The organism is Alcanivorax sp. (assembly GCF_017794965.1).
GTDB lineage: Bacteria > Pseudomonadota > Gammaproteobacteria > Pseudomonadales > Alcanivoracaceae > Alcanivorax.
This window is the reverse complement of the sequence record NZ_CP051240.1, coordinates 1,541,824-1,558,698: the sequence shown is the minus strand read 5'-3', so window position 1 is coordinate 1,558,698 and position 16,875 is coordinate 1,541,824. Positions and strand designations below refer to the sequence as shown.

Genomic DNA, 16,875 nt, shown 5'->3' with positions numbered 1-16,875 from the left:
ACCTCGTCGAACCTGACAGTCTCCAGCCCTGTTGCAACCGGGGACCGTTTCTTCAGCCGCGCAATGTAGCCTTGTCAGAACAAAAACGAAAGGTCACAGCACCGGATTGCCCTGCCCTCGTAACACCAATGACCTCTGAAAAAAGCTACGGCTGCTCGTTTGGCGGGCAACCCTAAAACCCTTCGCTTGCAAGCAAGCTCCCACAGTAAGGCGCTTCAGGAAGTGCCCCCAAATGGTTCGTCGCCAATTAGCAGGGAACAGGGGCTGATCAGGATTGGCCGAAGGCAAGTTTCGATCTTGTTGCAGGCGTTTGCTTGCAAACGAAGCCTTTCCCAACCTCAACAAAACCGTTTCGCGCGCAAGCCCATTCCCACGGTTCCGTGCTCCCGGTTTTGCCTTTCGCGTGTTGCATGATGCGTGAAGCGTGATGCCGCCGCGGAGCGGCCACAAAAAAGGCGTTACCGAAGTAACGCCTTTTCCAGTTCCAGCGGCAAGGCGAGATTAACCAACCTGCCCCAACAGTTCGCGGGCTTCTGCCTGCTGTTGGTCATTACCTTCGGAGATCACTTCATCAAGGATATCCTTGGCGCCCTCGGCATCACCCATGTCGATATACGCCTTGGCCAGATCAAGCTTGGTGGCGTTCTCGTCGGTTTCACCCAGGAAATCAAAGTCGTCCTCATCAGATAGCAGGTCATCCCCACTTGGCGCCACCGCAGACTCGGTGCTGGGCTCGGGCTGTGCCACTTCCGGCTCCGGCAGCTCCAGCTCCACACTTTCATCAGAGTCAGTCGTGTCAGCCTCGTTCACCAGTGAATCGAGATCCAGGGTATCGTCACTGGCTTGCTCGGACTCGCCGACTGCTTCACCCGCATCAAGGTCGCTGTCCAGATCCAGGTCAAGGTCATCTTCGGAAACCAGATCTTCCAGAGAAGCATCTTCAGAAGCCGGCGCCTCTTCTTCACTGCTATCAAGCTCGAAAGAGGTAATATCATCCAGCGAGTCACTGGCGGGTGCCGTTTCAGGGCTCGTCGCCTCAGGCTCATCAATTTCCAGGTTCAGATCCGCCAGGGTATCGTCACTAGCGGACTCGGCAGGCGCAGCGGTCTCGCTGTCACCGTCCAGGTCCAGATCGTCCAGGGACAGATCCAGCTCTTCATCAGCAGCGCTGGTGGAGGAATCCTCTCCCACATCGGTAAATTCGGCGCTCATGTCATTGAGGTCGAGTTCACCGTAGTCGGTATCGCTATCGTCCAGGGTGGCACTGCTGACGTCATCCAGATCCAGTACCGGAGACGCACCCAGCGAATTGCGGTCTTCATCAGACATTTCCACATCGCTGCTGTCGCCCTGATCAGCGGATGGGGCGTCATTAGCGACCTCATCGTCATCCAGCAGCAGGGTCTCGTCACCACTCAGCTCATCAGTACCGTCCAGCTCGAAATCAAAATCGGACAGTTCGTCTGCCACATTGCCACGGGACGCCTCTTCCGGCTGGGAGCCGTCTTCGTCCGCTTCCATGGTCGGGATGCTGGTTTCGTCCATCTCAGAGGACAGCCCCATTTCCAGATCATCCAGGGAGAGCTCTTCGTCGTCAGATGCGCCAACGGAAGGCGCATCACCACCCAGGCGGGCAATGGCGTCATCCACAGCAGGAGACACACCGGACAACACCGTCACCTGCTGATTGAAGCCGGCTTCGTCATTGGATTCCTTGAGCAGCTCCAGCAGGCGCACCTTCAGGTCATCGCGCTGCGGATTCTTGTTAATCTCGTTACGCAGGAAGTCTACAGCCTGTGGGTACTGGCCATAGGCAACATAGACCTCCACATCTTCCATGGGATCAAGGTTGCTGTCTTGCGGCTGGTGACCGTCATCATCACCCTCTTCAAGCTCAGCAGCAGCAGCGCCGTCCTGGCCATCTTCGTCATCCAGGTGCAGACCGAAATCGTCCTGGCCTTCGTCATTGAACTCATCAAACAGGGCACCACTCTCTTCCGGCTCATCATCCTGTTTTTTGCGACGCAGCAGCAGGAACACCAGCAAAAGGATCGCCAACGCGCCCAGTGCAATGTAGAGCAGGTTTTCCATCAGCAGTTCAACAATGCCAGCCTGGGGCTGGGGAGCCGGTTCTGCCGGTGCCGGCTTGGGCTTGGCAACTTCAGGTGCCTTGGTGACCGTGGCAGGTTCAGATTGGACATCCGCAGCTTCGTCTGCTGCAGCATCGGCCACCTTTTCACCCTCAACAATGCTCTCGGCAGGTGCATCTTCAGCGACGGCCTCTTCACCTGTCGCTTCGACGGTCTCTTCAACCGGGGCATCTTCGTTAACCGCGTCCGCCGAAGCGTCTTGCTCTTCTGCCCCGTCTACGGAGGCATCGGCCGTTGTGGCAGGAGCCTCTTCTGACTCAGCAGACTCTTCAGCCACCGCTTCTTCTACCGGTGCAGTGAGAGGATCATCTTCAGGGGCTTCAACGCCCTGGGCTTCACGCAGCTTGCGCAGCTCTTCCTGCAACTGGGTGATCTGATCATTGCGCAGTTGCAGCAGTTGTTCACTGGTCTTGCTCTGGGACTCGAGGTCCGCAAGGCGAGACTTCAACTCCGCATTTTCACGGTCCAGCCGATCCAGATTTTCATCACGGATGGCAAGTTCATTTTCCAGTACCGCGGTATTGGCGGAACCCTGCTCGGCAGAACCGGTACTGTCACCATCGCTGACGCTGTCCGTGGACTCCGGCGAAACCAGCTTCACCTGCCCGGTTTCCGGACCTGCCTCTTCATCGTCGCTATCGGCCACTTCACGAGAGCCATCAAGCTGAGCTCGCTGCTGGGGCGCGGTCTGGATACCACGCTCCTCGAGCATGTCACGCCATTTGCGATTTTGGTCCGCCACTTGCACCAGGGCATTGCGGGTAGAAACGGAGCGCACTTCCTGCTCGTTGGGAATGCGAAGTACTGTGCCTTCACGCACCAGGTTTACATTGTCATCAATGAAGGCATCCGGATTCATGTCCTGAATGGCTACCAGCATTTGCTGCACGGACACGCTGCTCGCCGGCCGGGTGTTCAGCGCAACGCGCCACATGGTGTCAGAGGCCTTTACCGTGTAGGTTTCACGGCTACCGCCGGTTGAAGCTGAGGCGCTGGCAGGTGCCGGGGTTGCGACTGGCGCGGGTGCGGGGGCCGGCGCTTGAGCTGGAGCCGGAGCAGGCTGCGCGGGTGTCGCAGGTTGTGTGGTGGTGACCGGTTCAGGCGCTCGGGTAACGGCAGGTACAGAGGTGGTTACACTGTCAGAGAAGCTGGGCGGGTCCAGCAGCACGGTGTATTCACGCATCAGGCGGCCGGTGGGCCACAGGAATTCAACCAGAAAGTTCAGGTAGGGCTCGCGGACCGGCTGGTCGGTAGTCACATGCAGGGTGGCTTCGTCCTTACCGGTCATCTCAACCGCGAATTCCAGACGATTGAGGAAATAGCTGCGCTCGACGCCGGCAGCATCAAATTCTGACTGCGGCGCCAGATTCACCAGAATTTCCTCTGCGGACAGGTCTCCCACTTCGTGCAGGGACACCTCCATATCCAGAGGTTGGTTCAGGTAGGAGTTAAGCTCGTAATCCCCAACCCCAAGCGCCACCGCCATGGCAGGCGTCATCATCGCCAGTGCGGTAAAGCCAAACCCAAGTTTTCGCAGCATGGTCGAACCCTTTATTTATTATGTTTCCCGCGCTCTGCCCCTTCCTCCGGGTGCTTCCGGATAGCCCCCAGGCGGCAAGCAGTTCCATGACACTATTTCCCTATTCTGCCTCCGGTTGGAGTCAAAACCTAGAAACCGCGTCACATAATGTCAGTAAGTATCCATTACAGATAGTCTTTTAGCAACTTCTCAACAATTTTGACCGCGTTGAGGGCTGCCCCCCAGCGCACATTGTCAGCGACGCTAAAATAGCTTATCGCGCCGGTGCCTTCCATATCTTCACGAATTCTTGATAGCCGAACCCTGGGCTCACCTTCCACCATCGCCACCGGAGACATGGCCTGAGGATCCTCATTTTCCTGCATATCAATATCTTGCACCCCCTCCCATACGGTCATGGCCTGCCCTGCGGACAAGGGTTGCACCGCTCTCACCGTCACGCTCTGCCCATGCCCATAGAACACTGGCACCCGCACGGTAGTGACTTGAACTGACAGGGGCTGGCCCGCCAGTATGCGCCGAGTCTCCAGTACCAACTTGAGCTCTTCACTGGAATACCCGTTTTCCTGCAGCTGGCCACTCACCGGCAGCGCATTGAAGGCTATCTGGGCCTTGGCATCCTCGCTGGGGGTCATGCCATTGAGCAGGCGGACGCTCTGCTGAGCCAGTTGATCTACCCCGGCTCGACCCGTGGCTGACGCCGCTTGCAACTGGGTGACCACTACCTCCTGGACAGGGGCCAACTCATTGAGCGGCTTGAGAACCTGAAGTAATTGCACGGTACTGGCATCCGCACAGGCCACCATGTTGGTTTCCCGCGCCTGGGCGAGCAGCTCGTCGTTCACGTCAGCTACCACAAGGGGTACCGCATCGTCGTAGCGATAAGCCGGTGACAGATCCACCACCAATGCCCCGGCATCGGCGGCCAACGGAGCCAGCGCCTGAGTGGCCGGCGCACCAGCGGCAAAAATCGCGACTTCCACACGGGAAAAGTCGAACTGCTCTGCCTCACCCACTGTCAGGGAGCGGCCCGCGAAGGAGATGCGCGCCCCCCCACTGTTACTGGACGCCAGAACATGCAGCTCGCCCACGGGCACTCCCCGCTCGGCCAGCAGCTTGATAATAGCCTCACCCACCAGACCGGTAGCACCTACAACCGCCAGATTGATACTTCGCATGACTTACCTCAGCCGGACAGGCTCGAACGGGGCCTGCCCTCTCCTGTTTCAGAACCCGGCCCACATGCGCCAGGCTCCCTGCATTCATGATCCAGAAACACAAACGCGGGCAAGGCCCCTCTAAAGGGCCAAACCCGCGTTAACCAGCACTCAGGCCAGTAGTGAAACAGCGCTTAACGCTCCATCAGGATACGCAGCATACGACGCAGCGGTTCAGCCGCGCCCCACAGCAACTGGTCACCCACAGTGAACGCATTGAGGAAATCATTCCCCATGTTCAGCTTGCGCAGGCGCCCTACCGGAATACCCAGGGTACCGGTCACCGCGGTGGGAGTCAGATCACGCAGGGTCTCTTCCTTGCTGTTGGGCACCACTTTCACCCAATCATTGGAACGGGCAATGATGTCGTTGATCTCATCCATGGGGACATCTTTGGTCAGCTTCACGGTCAGCGCCTGAGCATGACAACGCATGGCACCGATGCGCACACAGGTGCCGTCCAGAGCGATCGGGTTGGCAGAACGGCCCAGGATTTTGTTGGTTTCAGCCTGCGCCTTCCACTCTTCCTTGCTCTGCCCGTTTTCCATTTCCTTGTCGATCCAGGGAAGCAGAGAGCCGGCCAGTGAATGGCCAAAGTGTTCCACGGGCATGTCGCTGCTGCGCATGGTTGCCGCCACCTGTCGATCGATATCCAGGATCGCACTGGCCGGATCGGCCAGTTTGCCGGAGACGTCATCATGAATCTTGCCCATCTGGGAGATCAGTTCACGCATGTTCTGCGCGCCCGCGCCCGAGGCAGCCTGATAAGTCTGGGAGCTGGTCCACTCCACCAGACCTTCGTTAAACAGCCCGCCGATGGCCATGAGCATCAGGCTCACGGTGCAGTTGCCGCCCACATAGTCCTTCACGCCCTTGTCCAGCGCCTCATCAATCACCTGACGGTTTACCGGGTCAAGCACGATGACACTGTTGTCTGCCATACGCAGAGTGGACGCCGCATCAATCCAGTAGCCATCCCAACCAGACTCACGCAGTTTGGTATAAACCGCATTGGTGTAATCGCCACCCTGACAGGTAACGATCACGTCGAGCGCTTTCAGCTCGTCAATGTTCTTGGCATCACCCAGAGCAGGAATATCCTTGCCTACATCCGGGCCAGCCTGACCGACCTGGGAGGTCGAGAAAAAGACCGGTTCGATATCTGCAAAATCATTTTCGGCAATCATGCGCTCCATCAGTACGGAACCCACCATGCCACGCCAGCCGACAAAACCGACTTTCTTCATTGGAAACTTGTCTCCTGAAAGGATTGCCCTTTCTTTTCAGTGAATAAACGGGAAACCGGTGCGGTTGTTTACGCCTTCGCCAGAGCCTCGGCCACGGCGTTACCCATTTCTTCGGTGCCCACTTTGCGAGTGCCTTGCGTGTAGATATCCGCTGTACGCAACCCCTGATCAAGAACGGTTTCCACCGCAGACTCGATCGCATCTGCCACATCACCCCGCTCCAGGCTGTAACGCATCAACATCGCCAGGGACATGATGGTAGCCAGCGGATTGGCAATGCCCTGACCGGCAATATCCGGTGCAGAGCCATGACAGGGTTCATACAGACCCTTGCGGTTCTCATCCAGAGACGCAGAGGGCAACATTCCAATGGAGCCGGTGAGCATGGCGGCTTCATCGGAGAGAATGTCACCAAACAGGTTGCCAGTGACAATCACATCAAACTGTTTCGGCGCACGCACCAATTGCATGGCCGCGTTGTCCACATACATGTGGGACAACTCAATTTCCGGGTATTGCTTTGCTTCTTCGGTGACCACTTCTTTCCACAACTCGGTCACTTCAAGCACATTGGCCTTGTCCACGGACAACACACGCTTGTCACGCTTCATGGCCAATTCAAACGCCACCTTGGCAATACGGCGCATTTCCGATTCGGAATACACATAGGTGTTGAAGCCTACCCGCTCGCCATTTTCTTCCTTGATACCTCGGGGTTGACCGAAATAGATGCCGCCGGTCAACTCACGAACTATCAGAATATCCAGGCCGGATACCACTTCCGGCTTGAGACTGGACGCATCCGCCAGCTGGGGGAACAGGATAGCTGGTCGCAAGTTGGCGAACAGACCAAGGGAAGAGCGCAGTCGCAGAAGGCCACGTTCCGGACGCTTGTCCCGCTCAATGGTGTCCCACTTGGGGCCACCAATGGAGCCGAACAGAATGGCATCCGCCGCGCGGGCCTTCTCAAGCGTACTGTCAGGGAGAGGATCATTCTCTGCATCCACTGCCGCGCCACCCACCAGGGCCTCGTCCAGCTCTACTTCAAGGCCAAACTTCTCTTTGGCGACATTCAGCACCTTCACCGCTTCATTGACGATTTCCGGGCCGATACCATCACCGGGCAACACCAGTACCTTGCTCATTGACTGCTTCCTGTTCTACTGCCAGCCGCTATGGGCCTTAAAAGTTTTTGGTTTTCAGTACCACATCAGGATCACTGCTTTCGATCAGCTCCAGCGTGTAGTCCTCTTTGCCATCTGCTGCCTTGATGCGCAGCTGATAGGCGCCATTTTCAACAAAGTTATAACGGAACTTGCCAAAGCGGAGGATACCGCCCTGATCGGCAAACACCTCGATGGAATGCTTGCCCGCGTCCAGCTGCACGGATTCCGCGCCAGCCTGTTCAGAAATGCGTTCACCATCCACCTTGAACAGGGAAGCTTTCGCCTCACTACTGGTGGGCATCTGCCAACCTGCGTCTGCACCGTCATCAGCAGGCACGGACAACTGGTTATCGACACGCAGGGTGGCGACCTGATCGCCTCCCGGGGCATCGTACATACCGGTGGACGCACAACCAGCCAACACCAGCACCGAACACAATGACAAAACTCTCAACATAACGCCTCCTTGGAGTGTTCTTCTTTTAATCAACCTGGCTTCCGTTATTGAAAGATCCAGGGCTCCTGTTCAGCACGGCGTTGTTCATAGTCTCGGATGGCGTCCGCCTCATTAAGGGTCAGACCAATTTCATCAAGACCGTTCAGCAAGCAGTGCTTGCGGAACTCATCAATGTCGAATGCCAGTGGCGTCCCTTCTTGCGGAATCACCTGCTGGTTTTCCAGATCAATAGTGATCCGGAAGCCTTCCTTGCCTTCAACTGCCTTGAACAGGCTTTCCACGTTATCTTCCGACAACACAATCGGCAACAACCCGTTCTTGAAGCAGTTGTTGTAGAAAATGTCAGCAAAGCTTGGTGCGATGATGACCCGAAACCCATAATCCATCAGGGCCCAGGGCGCGTGTTCACGGCTGGAACCGCAACCGAAATTGCGCCGGGTCAGCAGAATGCTGGCTCCCTCATAGCGGTCAAAATTAAGCACAAAGTCTTCATTCAAAGGGCGCTTGCTGTTGTCCTGGCCGGGAAAGCCTTCATCAAGATAGCGCCATTCATCAAACAGATTCGGACCAAAGCCCGTGCGTTTGATGGACTTGAGAAACTGCTTGGGGATGATCTGGTCAGTGTCCACATTGGCACGATCCAGAGGCGCAACCAGACCATCGAGACGAACAAATTTTTCCATGATGACTACCTCGTTACGGCCTCAGGCCGGTTGCAGCTCGCGAATATCGACGAAATGACCGGCCACCGCCGCGGCAGCTGCCATGGCCGGACTGACCAGGTGGGTACGCCCACCATTGCCCTGACGGCCCTCGAAGTTACGGTTGGAGGTGGACGCACAGTGTTCACCCGGCTCCAGACGGTCCGGATTCATGGCCAGACACATGGAACACCCCGGCTCCCGCCACTCGAAACCGGCCTCCACAAAGATCTTGTCCAGTCCTTCTTTCTCGGCCTGCTGCTTGACCAGCCCGGAGCCCGGCACCACCAGCACCTGTTTGACGGAATCGGCCTTGCGTCGTCCCTTGGCCACTTCCGCCGCTGCACGCAGATCTTCAATACGGGAGTTGGTGCAGGAACCGATAAATACCCGGTCCACAGGAATATCAGTGACCGGCATACCCGGTTTGAGGCCCATGTATTCGTAAGCACGCTGCATGCCTGAACGTTTCACCTCGTCGCTTTCAGCAGCAGGGTCCGGCAGATTGGCGTCCACGCCAATGACCATTTCCGGGCTGGTTCCCCAGGACACCTGAGGACGGATATCCGCTGCATCAATGGTGATATCCTCATCGAATACCGCATCGTCGTCGGAGACCAGGCCACGCCAGTATTCCACTGCCTTGTCCCAGTCTGCGCCGCTGGGCGCGAACGGACGGCCCTTCACGTAATCCAGGGTCACGTCATCCACCGCCACCATGCCGGCACGGGCACCCGCCTCGATGGACATGTTGCAGATGGTCATACGCCCTTCCATGGACAAGCCACGGATAGCGCTACCGGCATACTCCAGCGCATAACCCGTGCCGCCGGCGGTGCCGATGATGCCGATGATATGCAGCACCACATCCTTGGCGGTTACTCCCGGGCCCAGCTCGCCTTCCACACTGACACGCATGTTCTTCATTTTCTTGGCCACCAGGGTCTGGGTGGCCAGAACGTGCTCCACTTCGCTGGTACCAATACCGTGGGCCAGACAGGCCAGTGCGCCATTGGTGGATGTGTGGGAGTCGCCGCAGACGACGGTCATACCGGGTACCACCGCGCCCTGCTCCGGCGCCATCACGTGGACAATCCCCTGGCGAACATCACCAATGCCAAATTCGGTGATGCCGAATTCACGGGTATTGTCCTGCAGTGTCTGCACCTGAATTCGAGACGTCTCGTCTTCAATTTCGGCGGCAGACTTGAACGGTGTGGTGGGTACGTTATGGTCGATGGTGGCCACGCTGGCGCTGGTCCGCCAGGGCTGGCGCCCGGCCAGACGCAGACCCTCAAAGGCCTGCGGCGAGGTCACTTCATGAATGATCTGGCGATCGATGTAGATCAGTGCAGAACCGTCCTCACGCGCAGTGACGAGGTGGGCGTTCCAAAGCTTGTCGTAGAGTGTCTTGCCGGCCATCTGTTTCTCCCTGGGCCTGAACGGGGCCGCTTCTGGCTGAGACCACAAATTCAACTGGTCTATCACTGACTATTAATGTAGGGTTCGGCCATCAATAAATCCAATTCATATTTTTCATTTTTAAGATAACCAATTATTATCCCCACCAGAGACGAATTCAGGATCACCGGGAATGATAGACACGCCGACTCTCACCGCCTTCATGGCCGTTGCCGAAACCGGGTCTTTCTCCGCTGCCGCTGAAAGGCTGTATATAACCCAGCCCGCCATCAGTAAACGCATCGCGCTGCTCGAACAGCAACTGGATGCTCGCTTGTTTGACCGGGTGGGGCGTCAGATCAAGCTCACTGAGGCCGGTAATGCGCTGATGCCACGGGCGCGGCAGGTGTTGATGGACGTGGAGGACATGGCCAGGGCAATCCACGATTTATCCGGTGAGGTCTCCGGCAAACTGAGAATAGGCACCAGCCATCATATCGGCCTGCATCGCCTTCCCCCGGTGCTGCGTCAGTTCTCCCGGGACTATCCAAAGGTCACCCTGGACATTCATTTCATTGATTCAGAAGAAGCCTGGGAAGGCGTGCTTCATGGCGAGCTGGAAATGGGGGTGGTCACCCTGCCGCCACAGCCGGACGAGCGCCTGCACAGTGAAGTGATCTGGCAAGACCCCCTGGTATTCATGTGCGCGCCGGAACATCCGCTGGCCAAACAGGACAACCTGACCCTGGAGGCCCTGACCGGGCACAGCGCCATTCTGCCCTCCCCCGTGACCTTTACCCGCGGGATCGTGGAAAGATTGTTCGACGAACACAACCTGAAGCTGGATATCGCCATGTCCACCAACTATCTGGAGACGATCCACATGATGGTCTCCATTGGTCTGGGCTGGAGCGTATTGCCCGCCACTATGGTGGATCAGGGCGTGGTGCAGCTTCCGGTGGATGCGCCACTGCCCGAGCGCCAGCTGGGGGTAGTCACCCATCCTGCGCGCAGTCAGTCCAATGCGGCCCGCGCCTTCCTCCGCGCCCTGCGCAATCAATAATCCATGCTGTTTTCTTGAAAACCGCTTACAGAGCAAGCGCAGGGATATGGCCAACCGCCAGTTGATCCACGACGTTCCTCAAACTCGCCGCGGAAACACTGAGCGGATAGACCACGTGACACCGATTTACATCAACATGGCCTACCGTCTTTGAGGTAGGGAGGCACCTGTTCAGGTGGCCATCAGGCTGCCACCCAACTCGGCCAGGGCGCCATCATAACGAACCGCTACCCGCGGCTCCCGGGCACGGATCACCAGCATTCGGGTGCTGCTTGCCGAGCGAGGGAAGCTGGAACAGCCCATGGTCCAGGCGCCAAATTCCCGGGCCTGGTCATGATGGGCAATGGCAGGCCTAATGGCTTCAGCCACCACTTTCAATTCATCCTCGGTAACAGGCGGAATCATGGCGATAAAACCATGACGGGAGAACCGGGCCACAAGGCTATCCCCTGAAAACGCAGCCGCAAAAGCATCCGCCGCATGCCTGACCAGGTTGTTAGCCTGAACTTCCCCTTGCTGGTTGAACAAGGGCTGATAGCCCTGCAGCTCCATATACACCAGAGAGAATGACTCACCACTTTCCGTCAGTCGTTTCAGCAAAGCCTGATCGAAATGATGCCGCGTAGCCAAACCGGTAACCTGGTCGTTGTGGGCCCGTTTTTCTACCCAGGCCGCCCGCTGCTCGCGAACCTGTTTCTCCCGCTCGATTTCGCGGAAGTCCTGCAAGGCAACAATCAAGGCGATCAGCAGGAATACGGCTGAAATCACCGCCATGGGGATGCCCATCCAGTCGCCGCGTAGCAGATTCTCGCCGGGAATGGCTGAATCCGGGTTATAGATGGCAGCAGCCATACCGGTGTAGTGCATGCCACAAATGGCTGCCCCCATGACCAGGGCTGCGCCGCTCTTGGTGACAAACACCAGGTTATCCGGCACCAGACGCACCGCCCGGCAAATCACCATGGCTGCGCCGGATGCACCGACCGCAATCAGAACCGAGAGCCAGAAAAGCAGTGGGTCATAGCTGATCTGCGGCTGCATCTGCATGGCATACATGCCGCCATAGTGCATGGCACAGATGCCGGCCCCCATGATCAGGGAACTGGCAACAATACTACGCACCTTCACCGTGGGTCGGGTAATCACATAAAGCGCAAGGGTGGAAGCCAGAACAGCTGGCACCCAGGAAAGCAGGGTCAACCCGCCGTCAAAGCTCATCTCCATATCCATGGGCATGGTATAGGCACTCATGCCGACAAAGTGCATGGACCAAATGCCCGAGCCAAGGCACAACCCGCCCATGGCGAGCCAGAATTTTCTTGCCCTGCCCTCAATCACAAACAGGCGGGTACCAAAGTAGAGCGCAATATAGGAGGCAATCACGGCCACGCCATAAGACAACGCCACCAGCACCGGATCATAACTACCCTGCATGAAACCTTCTCCCCATTATGAGGGGCGCAAGATAACAACCGGATACAAATAGCAACAATCGCAATTAGCAATGAGAGTGATAGCGAATCGAAATCAAAATCTTCACACTACCATCACTCTTGTTGTTTTTTTTGATCGCAAGCAAGCATGTACGCAGACAGGTGATCGGGCATTGCGCAGAAACCCGACAGCAGTGCCTTTCTCAGCGGGACGCCGCCCCGATCACACCAGTGAAGAGCAACAGCGCAGCAAGCACGGCGATAGCGGCGGCGCCGAAAAACAGGGACACACCCCAGACAGGCCAGAGCAGACCAGAGATCCCCGCACCTGCCGCCCAGCCAGCGCCAAAGCCAAGACTGGAGTACAGCGCCTGCCCCTGCCCTGCCAAAGGCGCGCCGAACTGCCGATGCACCCAGGCAATACTGGCTGCATGGAAGCTGCCAAAACTGGCAGCGTGCAGACACTGAGCCAGAATCAACCACGGCATGGAATCACCACAGGCACCAATCACCAGCCAGCGCAGCGCGGCCATCAACAGACTGGCCGTGAGAATCCACGGAATGGAGAAGCGCCGCATCAACTGGTGCATGATCAGGAACAGCCCAACCTCGGCCAGCACCCCCAATGCCCACAGGGCACCGGTCACCATCTTGCTGAATCCCATGTTCTCCAGATGAATACTGAAGAAGGTGTAATAGGGTCCGTGGGACATCTGCATCAGGAACGACGCCACCAGAAACAGCGAAACCTCCCGGCGCGCCAGCACAGACCACAGAGACGGAGCTTCCCCGCCACGGGTTCCTGTCCCGCTGGCGCCAGCGGGTAAGGTGAGCGTGCCCAGCCACAGCAGCCACAGGAAACCACTCAACACCCACGGCAGAAATGCCGTACCGGCACGATCCAGCACTTCCCCCAACACCAGCACGGAAACGATGAACCCCACCGAACCCCACAGGCGCACATGGCTGTAGCGGTGAGCCTGATCACCCAGTGACTGCAGCGTGAGCACTTCGAACTGGGCAAGCACGGCATTCCAGAAAAAACTGAAGGCGATCAGCAGGAACGCCATGTTCCAAAAGGTATCGACCCAGAACACCGGCATGAACGCCAGTGCAGCCAGCAAATTACCGGCACGAATGATACGCAGGCGCTGACCACTGCGATCAGCCAGCCAGCCCCACAGATTGGGGGCACCGATCTTGGTCAGCTGGGGAATGGCCATGAGTGCGCCGATGCCCGCCGCACTGAAACCCAGGTCCTTCAGATACAGGGACCAGTAAGGCACCAGCGCCCCCAGCAGCCCAAAGTAGAAGAAATAGAACCCGGAGAGGCGCCAGTAGTAAGGAAGTGGCGACGCCCTCTCCGAGAGAGGGCGCCGGGTCATGCCTGCCCCGGAATCGGCGCGAACGGCACAGCCACGTCAGCGTTCTGACCGCGGTGGCGCAGGTAATGATCCATCAACACCAGTGCCAACATGGCTTCTGCGATGGGGGTGGCACGAACACCTACACAGGGATCATGACGCCCTTTGGTAACCACCTCGGAAGGCTGCCCTTCCAGGTTGATACTTTTGCCGGGGATCAGAATGCTGGAGGTAGCCTTGAGCGCCATGGCCACGCGGATAGGCTGGCCGGAGCTGATACCGCCCAGCACGCCACCGGAATGGTTGCTGAGGAAGCCTTCCGGGCTCATCTCGTCACGATGCTGCTCGCCACGCTGGTTGACCACCTCAAAGCCATCACCCACTTCCACTCCCTTCACCGCATTGATAGACATCATGGCCTTGGCCAGATCCGCATCAATACGGTCGAACACGGGTTCGCCCCAGCCGGGAGGCACCCCCTCGGCAAATACTTCCACACGGGCCCCAATGGACGAGCCCTCCTTGCGCAGCGCATTGATAAGCGCTTCAAGCTCGCCCACCTTCCCTTCGTCCGGGAAAAAGAACGGATTGCTGTTGACCACGGACCAGTCGAATTGCTCGGCTTTGACGTCCCCGATCTGGGTACAGCCACCGTAGATACGAATACCCAGCCGGCTTTCCAGGAATTTCCGGGCGATAGCGCCGGCCGCCACACGCATGGCGGTTTCCCGGGCGGAAGAACGGCCACCGCCCCGGTAATCCCGGAAGCCATACTTCTGGGTATAGGTGTAATCCGCATGCCCGGGGCGGAAGGTGCCGGCGATATTGGAATAGTCCTTGGATTTCTGGTCGGTATTTTCGATCAGCAGACCAATGGACGTGCCGGTGGTCTTGCCCTCGAAAACACCGGACAGGATCTTCACCTGGTCCGGTTCACGGCGCTGGGTGGTGTACTTGCTGGTGCCGGGTTTGCGGCGATCCAGCTCCACCTGCAGATCTTCCTCGCTGATCTCCAGGCCAGGGGGACAGCCATCCACAATGGCCCCCAGGGCCAGACCGTGACTTTCACCAAAGGTGGTGATGCGAAAGCGCTCACCAAAACTGTTGCCGGACATGCGACTCCTCAACCGGTCAGGCTGACCGTATCTACTCGACTATTCTAAACGTCAAACGCGCTGCGGTATTCTAGCAGCTGTTGGCGGGTGAGCATGAACACCCCATGCCCCCCTCGCTCGAATTCAAACCAGAAGAACGGCACTTCAGACCACAGCGCCATCATCGCTTCCATACTGTTGCCCACTTCCACAATCAGCACCCCCTGCTCGGTGAGGTGATCCGGCGCATCGCGGAGCAAGCGACGGGTAAAGTCCAGCCCATCGTCACCCGAGGCCAGGGCCAGCTCTGGCTCATGACGGTATTCCTCCGGCAGGGAGGCCATATCCATGGCGTCTACATAGGGAGGATTGGAAACGATCAGGTCATAGGGGCCATTCACCGCCGTCAGACCATCCGATTTCAGCGCCTGCACCTGATCATCGACCCCATGCAAGGCAATATTCTCGGCAAACACTGCCAGTGCGTCATCACTGATATCACTGCCGTCAACACGGGCCTGCTCGAAGGCGTAGGCGCAAGCAATGGCGATGCAGCCACTGCCGGTACACAGATCCAGCACCGCATGCACCTGCTCTGGGTCGATCCAGGGCGTGAACGACTGCTCGATCAGCTCCGCCAGCGGAGACCGGGGTATCAACACCCGCTCATCCACTTTGAACGGCAGACCACAGAACCAGGCTTCCCCCGTGAGATAGGGAACCGGCACCCGCTCATTGATACGCTGCATGAGCAAGTCCACATACGCCTCGGTCTCACTGGGCAGCAACCGGGCATCAAGGATACGGGGATCGCTGTTCACTGGCAGCGCCAGCACATGCATCAACAGGGCCAGCGCCTCGTCCCAGGGGTCATCACTGCCATGGCCAAAGTACACGTCGCCCGCACGCAACCGGGACTCCCCGAAACGCAGACAATCACGCACCGTTTGCAGGGACGTTACCGCTTCATTCCTGATTGCCGATGATATCAAGGCCACTCTCCAGTCAACAGGCGCTGAAGGTTAGCACAAATTGCTGTATAAAAGCCTGTTCAATGCAAGCCAGAGGGCTCCCCATGAGCGCAGCAATCCGGGTTTATCAGGAAGACAGCTTTACCATGGTGGACATCAAGGATGGCACCGTCATCGACATGGCTCAGGAGCTGTCCATTTACCGTCAGCGCCAGGTCCTCTACCAGCAACAGGATCAACGTAAGCAGCTGGCTATCTACATGGGCAGGATCGAAGCGCTGGACTTTGCCGCATCGCGCTATGCCTGCGGGGAAGACTTTGCCGTGATTACGCAGGCCAAGGCCATGGTGCTGGATAACACTCTCAACCGCACCTTCGCCAACATGATGCTGAAAATGAACCGCCCGGCTTTTCCTGTTTACATCTGTGCCAGTGTCCAGCAGGCTCGACAACGGCTTTCCCAACACCTCAACCCGGAGCTCACTTGAACCACGCCATCTGGTTACTCAAGACAGAACCCGACACCTTCAGCCTGCATGATCTGGAAAATGCAGCGGAGCAGACCACCGGCTGGGACGGAGTGAGAAATTACCAGGCCCGCAACCGGCTGCGTGACGACATGCGGGAAGGCGACAGGGTACTTTTTTATCATTCCAGCTGTGCCACCCCAGCCATTGTTGGTGAAGCACTGATCACCCGGGCCGGCTATCCGGACCCCACCCAATTCCTTCCCGAACACCCGGCCTATGATGATCGCAGCACACGCGAATCTCCGCGCTGGTTTCAGGTGGATATCCGTTTTATTCGCCATTACCCCAACCCTGTCACCCTGAAACAACTGAAACAGGATCCGGAGTTTGCCGATATGGAATTGATTGTCCGCCCTCGCCTGTCTGTTCAGAAGGTTACGGACCGCCAGTATCAACTCATCCAGACGCTATGCCAGCCCATGGATGTACCTGCATAGTGCACAAGGCGCCCCAGATCTGAATCACGCACCATCTCGGATCACAAGCTAGTACAAAAGGCCCACCTCCCTCCACAATAACGGGCCTTTTGTATTTGGCACAT

General features: G+C 57.7%; 14 protein-coding genes. 3 read left to right on the top strand and 11 right to left on the bottom strand.

What is annotated here, in order from left to right:
* Nucleotides 1-501: 501 nt before the first annotated feature.
* The 7 genes from HF945_RS06925 to leuC all read right to left on the bottom strand — a co-directional run bounded on the left by HF945_RS06925 (nt 502) and on the right by leuC (nt 9,900).
* Entirely contained in the window at nt 502-3,690 is a 3,189-nt protein-coding gene (locus HF945_RS06925) for a FimV/HubP family polar landmark protein (protein WP_290525013.1), read from the bottom strand.
* A 164-nt stretch (nt 3,691-3,854) separates the two neighbouring features.
* Nucleotides 3,855-4,868 (bottom strand): aspartate-semialdehyde dehydrogenase, encoded by a 1,014-nt coding sequence (locus tag HF945_RS06920; RefSeq protein ID WP_290525012.1) that lies wholly within the window; start codon nt 4,866-4,868, stop codon nt 3,855-3,857.
* A gap of 173 nt (nt 4,869-5,041) precedes the next feature.
* Nucleotides 5,042-6,154: an aspartate-semialdehyde dehydrogenase gene (gene asd / locus HF945_RS06915; RefSeq protein WP_290525011.1), complete on the bottom strand. Its 1,113-nt coding sequence runs from the start codon at nt 6,152-6,154 to the stop codon at nt 5,042-5,044.
* Nucleotides 6,155-6,222: 68 nt separating this feature from the next.
* The gene (leuB, locus tag HF945_RS06910; protein WP_290525010.1) at nt 6,223-7,299 is read right to left on the bottom strand and encodes a 3-isopropylmalate dehydrogenase; all 1,077 of its coding nucleotides are present in this window, start codon (nt 7,297-7,299) and stop codon (nt 6,223-6,225) included.
* A gap of 37 nt (nt 7,300-7,336) precedes the next feature.
* The gene (locus HF945_RS06905; RefSeq protein WP_290525009.1) at nt 7,337-7,777 is read right to left on the bottom strand and encodes a hypothetical protein; all 441 of its coding nucleotides are present in this window, start codon (nt 7,775-7,777) and stop codon (nt 7,337-7,339) included.
* 44 nt (nt 7,778-7,821) lie between these two features.
* Nucleotides 7,822-8,460: a 3-isopropylmalate dehydratase small subunit gene (gene leuD, locus HF945_RS06900; protein WP_290525008.1), complete on the bottom strand. Its 639-nt coding sequence runs from the start codon at nt 8,458-8,460 to the stop codon at nt 7,822-7,824.
* 21 nt (nt 8,461-8,481) lie between these two features.
* Complete coding sequence (gene leuC / locus HF945_RS06895; protein WP_290525007.1) at nt 8,482-9,900, bottom strand: 3-isopropylmalate dehydratase large subunit; 1,419 nt, start codon at nt 9,898-9,900, stop codon at nt 8,482-8,484.
* Nucleotides 9,901-10,072: 172 nt separating this feature from the next.
* Here leuC and HF945_RS06890 point away from each other — a divergent pair, with 172 nt between their 5' ends.
* A complete protein-coding gene (locus tag HF945_RS06890; RefSeq protein WP_290525006.1) occupies nt 10,073-10,942 on the top strand; it encodes a LysR family transcriptional regulator in 870 nt (289 codons plus the stop codon).
* Nucleotides 10,943-11,113: 171 nt separating this feature from the next.
* On the opposite strand, the gene HF945_RS06885 is transcribed toward HF945_RS06890, so the two are convergent.
* From HF945_RS06885 to prmB, 4 genes are all read right to left on the bottom strand, one after another.
* The gene (locus HF945_RS06885; RefSeq protein ID WP_290525005.1) at nt 11,114-12,376 is read right to left on the bottom strand and encodes an MHYT domain-containing protein; all 1,263 of its coding nucleotides are present in this window, start codon (nt 12,374-12,376) and stop codon (nt 11,114-11,116) included.
* A 202-nt stretch (nt 12,377-12,578) separates the two neighbouring features.
* Nucleotides 12,579-13,760, bottom strand: coding sequence for an MFS transporter (locus HF945_RS06880; protein ID WP_290525004.1), 1,182 nt, complete (start codon nt 13,758-13,760; stop codon nt 12,579-12,581).
* Nucleotides 13,757-14,854 carry a chorismate synthase gene (aroC, locus tag HF945_RS06875; RefSeq protein ID WP_290525003.1) on the bottom strand — a complete coding sequence of 366 codons (1,098 nt, stop codon included), beginning with the start codon at nt 14,852-14,854 and terminating at the stop codon, nt 13,757-13,759. The genes HF945_RS06880 and aroC overlap by 4 nt, the downstream gene beginning before the upstream one ends.
* A 44-nt stretch (nt 14,855-14,898) precedes the next feature.
* Complete coding sequence (gene prmB, locus HF945_RS06870; protein WP_290525002.1) at nt 14,899-15,825, bottom strand: 50S ribosomal protein L3 N(5)-glutamine methyltransferase; 927 nt, start codon at nt 15,823-15,825, stop codon at nt 14,899-14,901.
* Between the two features lie 83 nt (nt 15,826-15,908).
* On the opposite strand from prmB, the gene HF945_RS06865 reads away from it, so the two are divergent.
* Nucleotides 15,909-16,292, top strand: a complete 384-nt coding sequence (locus tag HF945_RS06865) for a hypothetical protein (RefSeq protein ID WP_290525001.1) — start codon at nt 15,909-15,911, stop codon at nt 16,290-16,292.
* Entirely contained in the window at nt 16,289-16,771 is a 483-nt protein-coding gene (locus HF945_RS06860) for an EVE domain-containing protein (RefSeq protein WP_290525000.1), read from the top strand. Before HF945_RS06865 ends, HF945_RS06860 begins: the two co-directional genes overlap by 4 nt.
* Nucleotides 16,772-16,875: the final 104 nt, after the last annotated feature.

Coding starts and splice junctions, on each gene's coding strand:
- HF945_RS06885 (WP_290525005.1), bottom strand. CDS start 12,376: ATGCAGGGTAGTTATGATCCGGTGCTGGTGGCGTTGTCTTATGGCGTG.
- aroC (WP_290525003.1), bottom strand. CDS start 14,854: ATGTCCGGCAACAGTTTTGGTGAGCGCTTTCGCATCACCACCTTTGGT.
- leuC (WP_290525007.1), bottom strand. CDS start 9,900: ATGGCCGGCAAGACACTCTACGACAAGCTTTGGAACGCCCACCTCGTC.
- leuD (WP_290525008.1), bottom strand. CDS start 8,460: ATGGAAAAATTTGTTCGTCTCGATGGTCTGGTTGCGCCTCTGGATCGT.
- HF945_RS06880 (WP_290525004.1), bottom strand. CDS start 13,760: ATGACCCGGCGCCCTCTCTCGGAGAGGGCGTCGCCACTTCCTTACTAC.
- leuB (WP_290525010.1), bottom strand. CDS start 7,299: ATGAGCAAGGTACTGGTGTTGCCCGGTGATGGTATCGGCCCGGAAATC.
- HF945_RS06905 (WP_290525009.1), bottom strand. CDS start 7,777: ATGTTGAGAGTTTTGTCATTGTGTTCGGTGCTGGTGTTGGCTGGTTGT.
- HF945_RS06890 (WP_290525006.1), top strand. CDS start 10,073: ATGATAGACACGCCGACTCTCACCGCCTTCATGGCCGTTGCCGAAACC.
- HF945_RS06925 (WP_290525013.1), bottom strand. CDS start 3,690: ATGCTGCGAAAACTTGGGTTTGGCTTTACCGCACTGGCGATGATGACG.
- asd (WP_290525011.1), bottom strand. CDS start 6,154: ATGAAGAAAGTCGGTTTTGTCGGCTGGCGTGGCATGGTGGGTTCCGTA.
- HF945_RS06865 (WP_290525001.1), top strand. CDS start 15,909: ATGAGCGCAGCAATCCGGGTTTATCAGGAAGACAGCTTTACCATGGTG.
- HF945_RS06920 (WP_290525012.1), bottom strand. CDS start 4,868: ATGCGAAGTATCAATCTGGCGGTTGTAGGTGCTACCGGTCTGGTGGGT.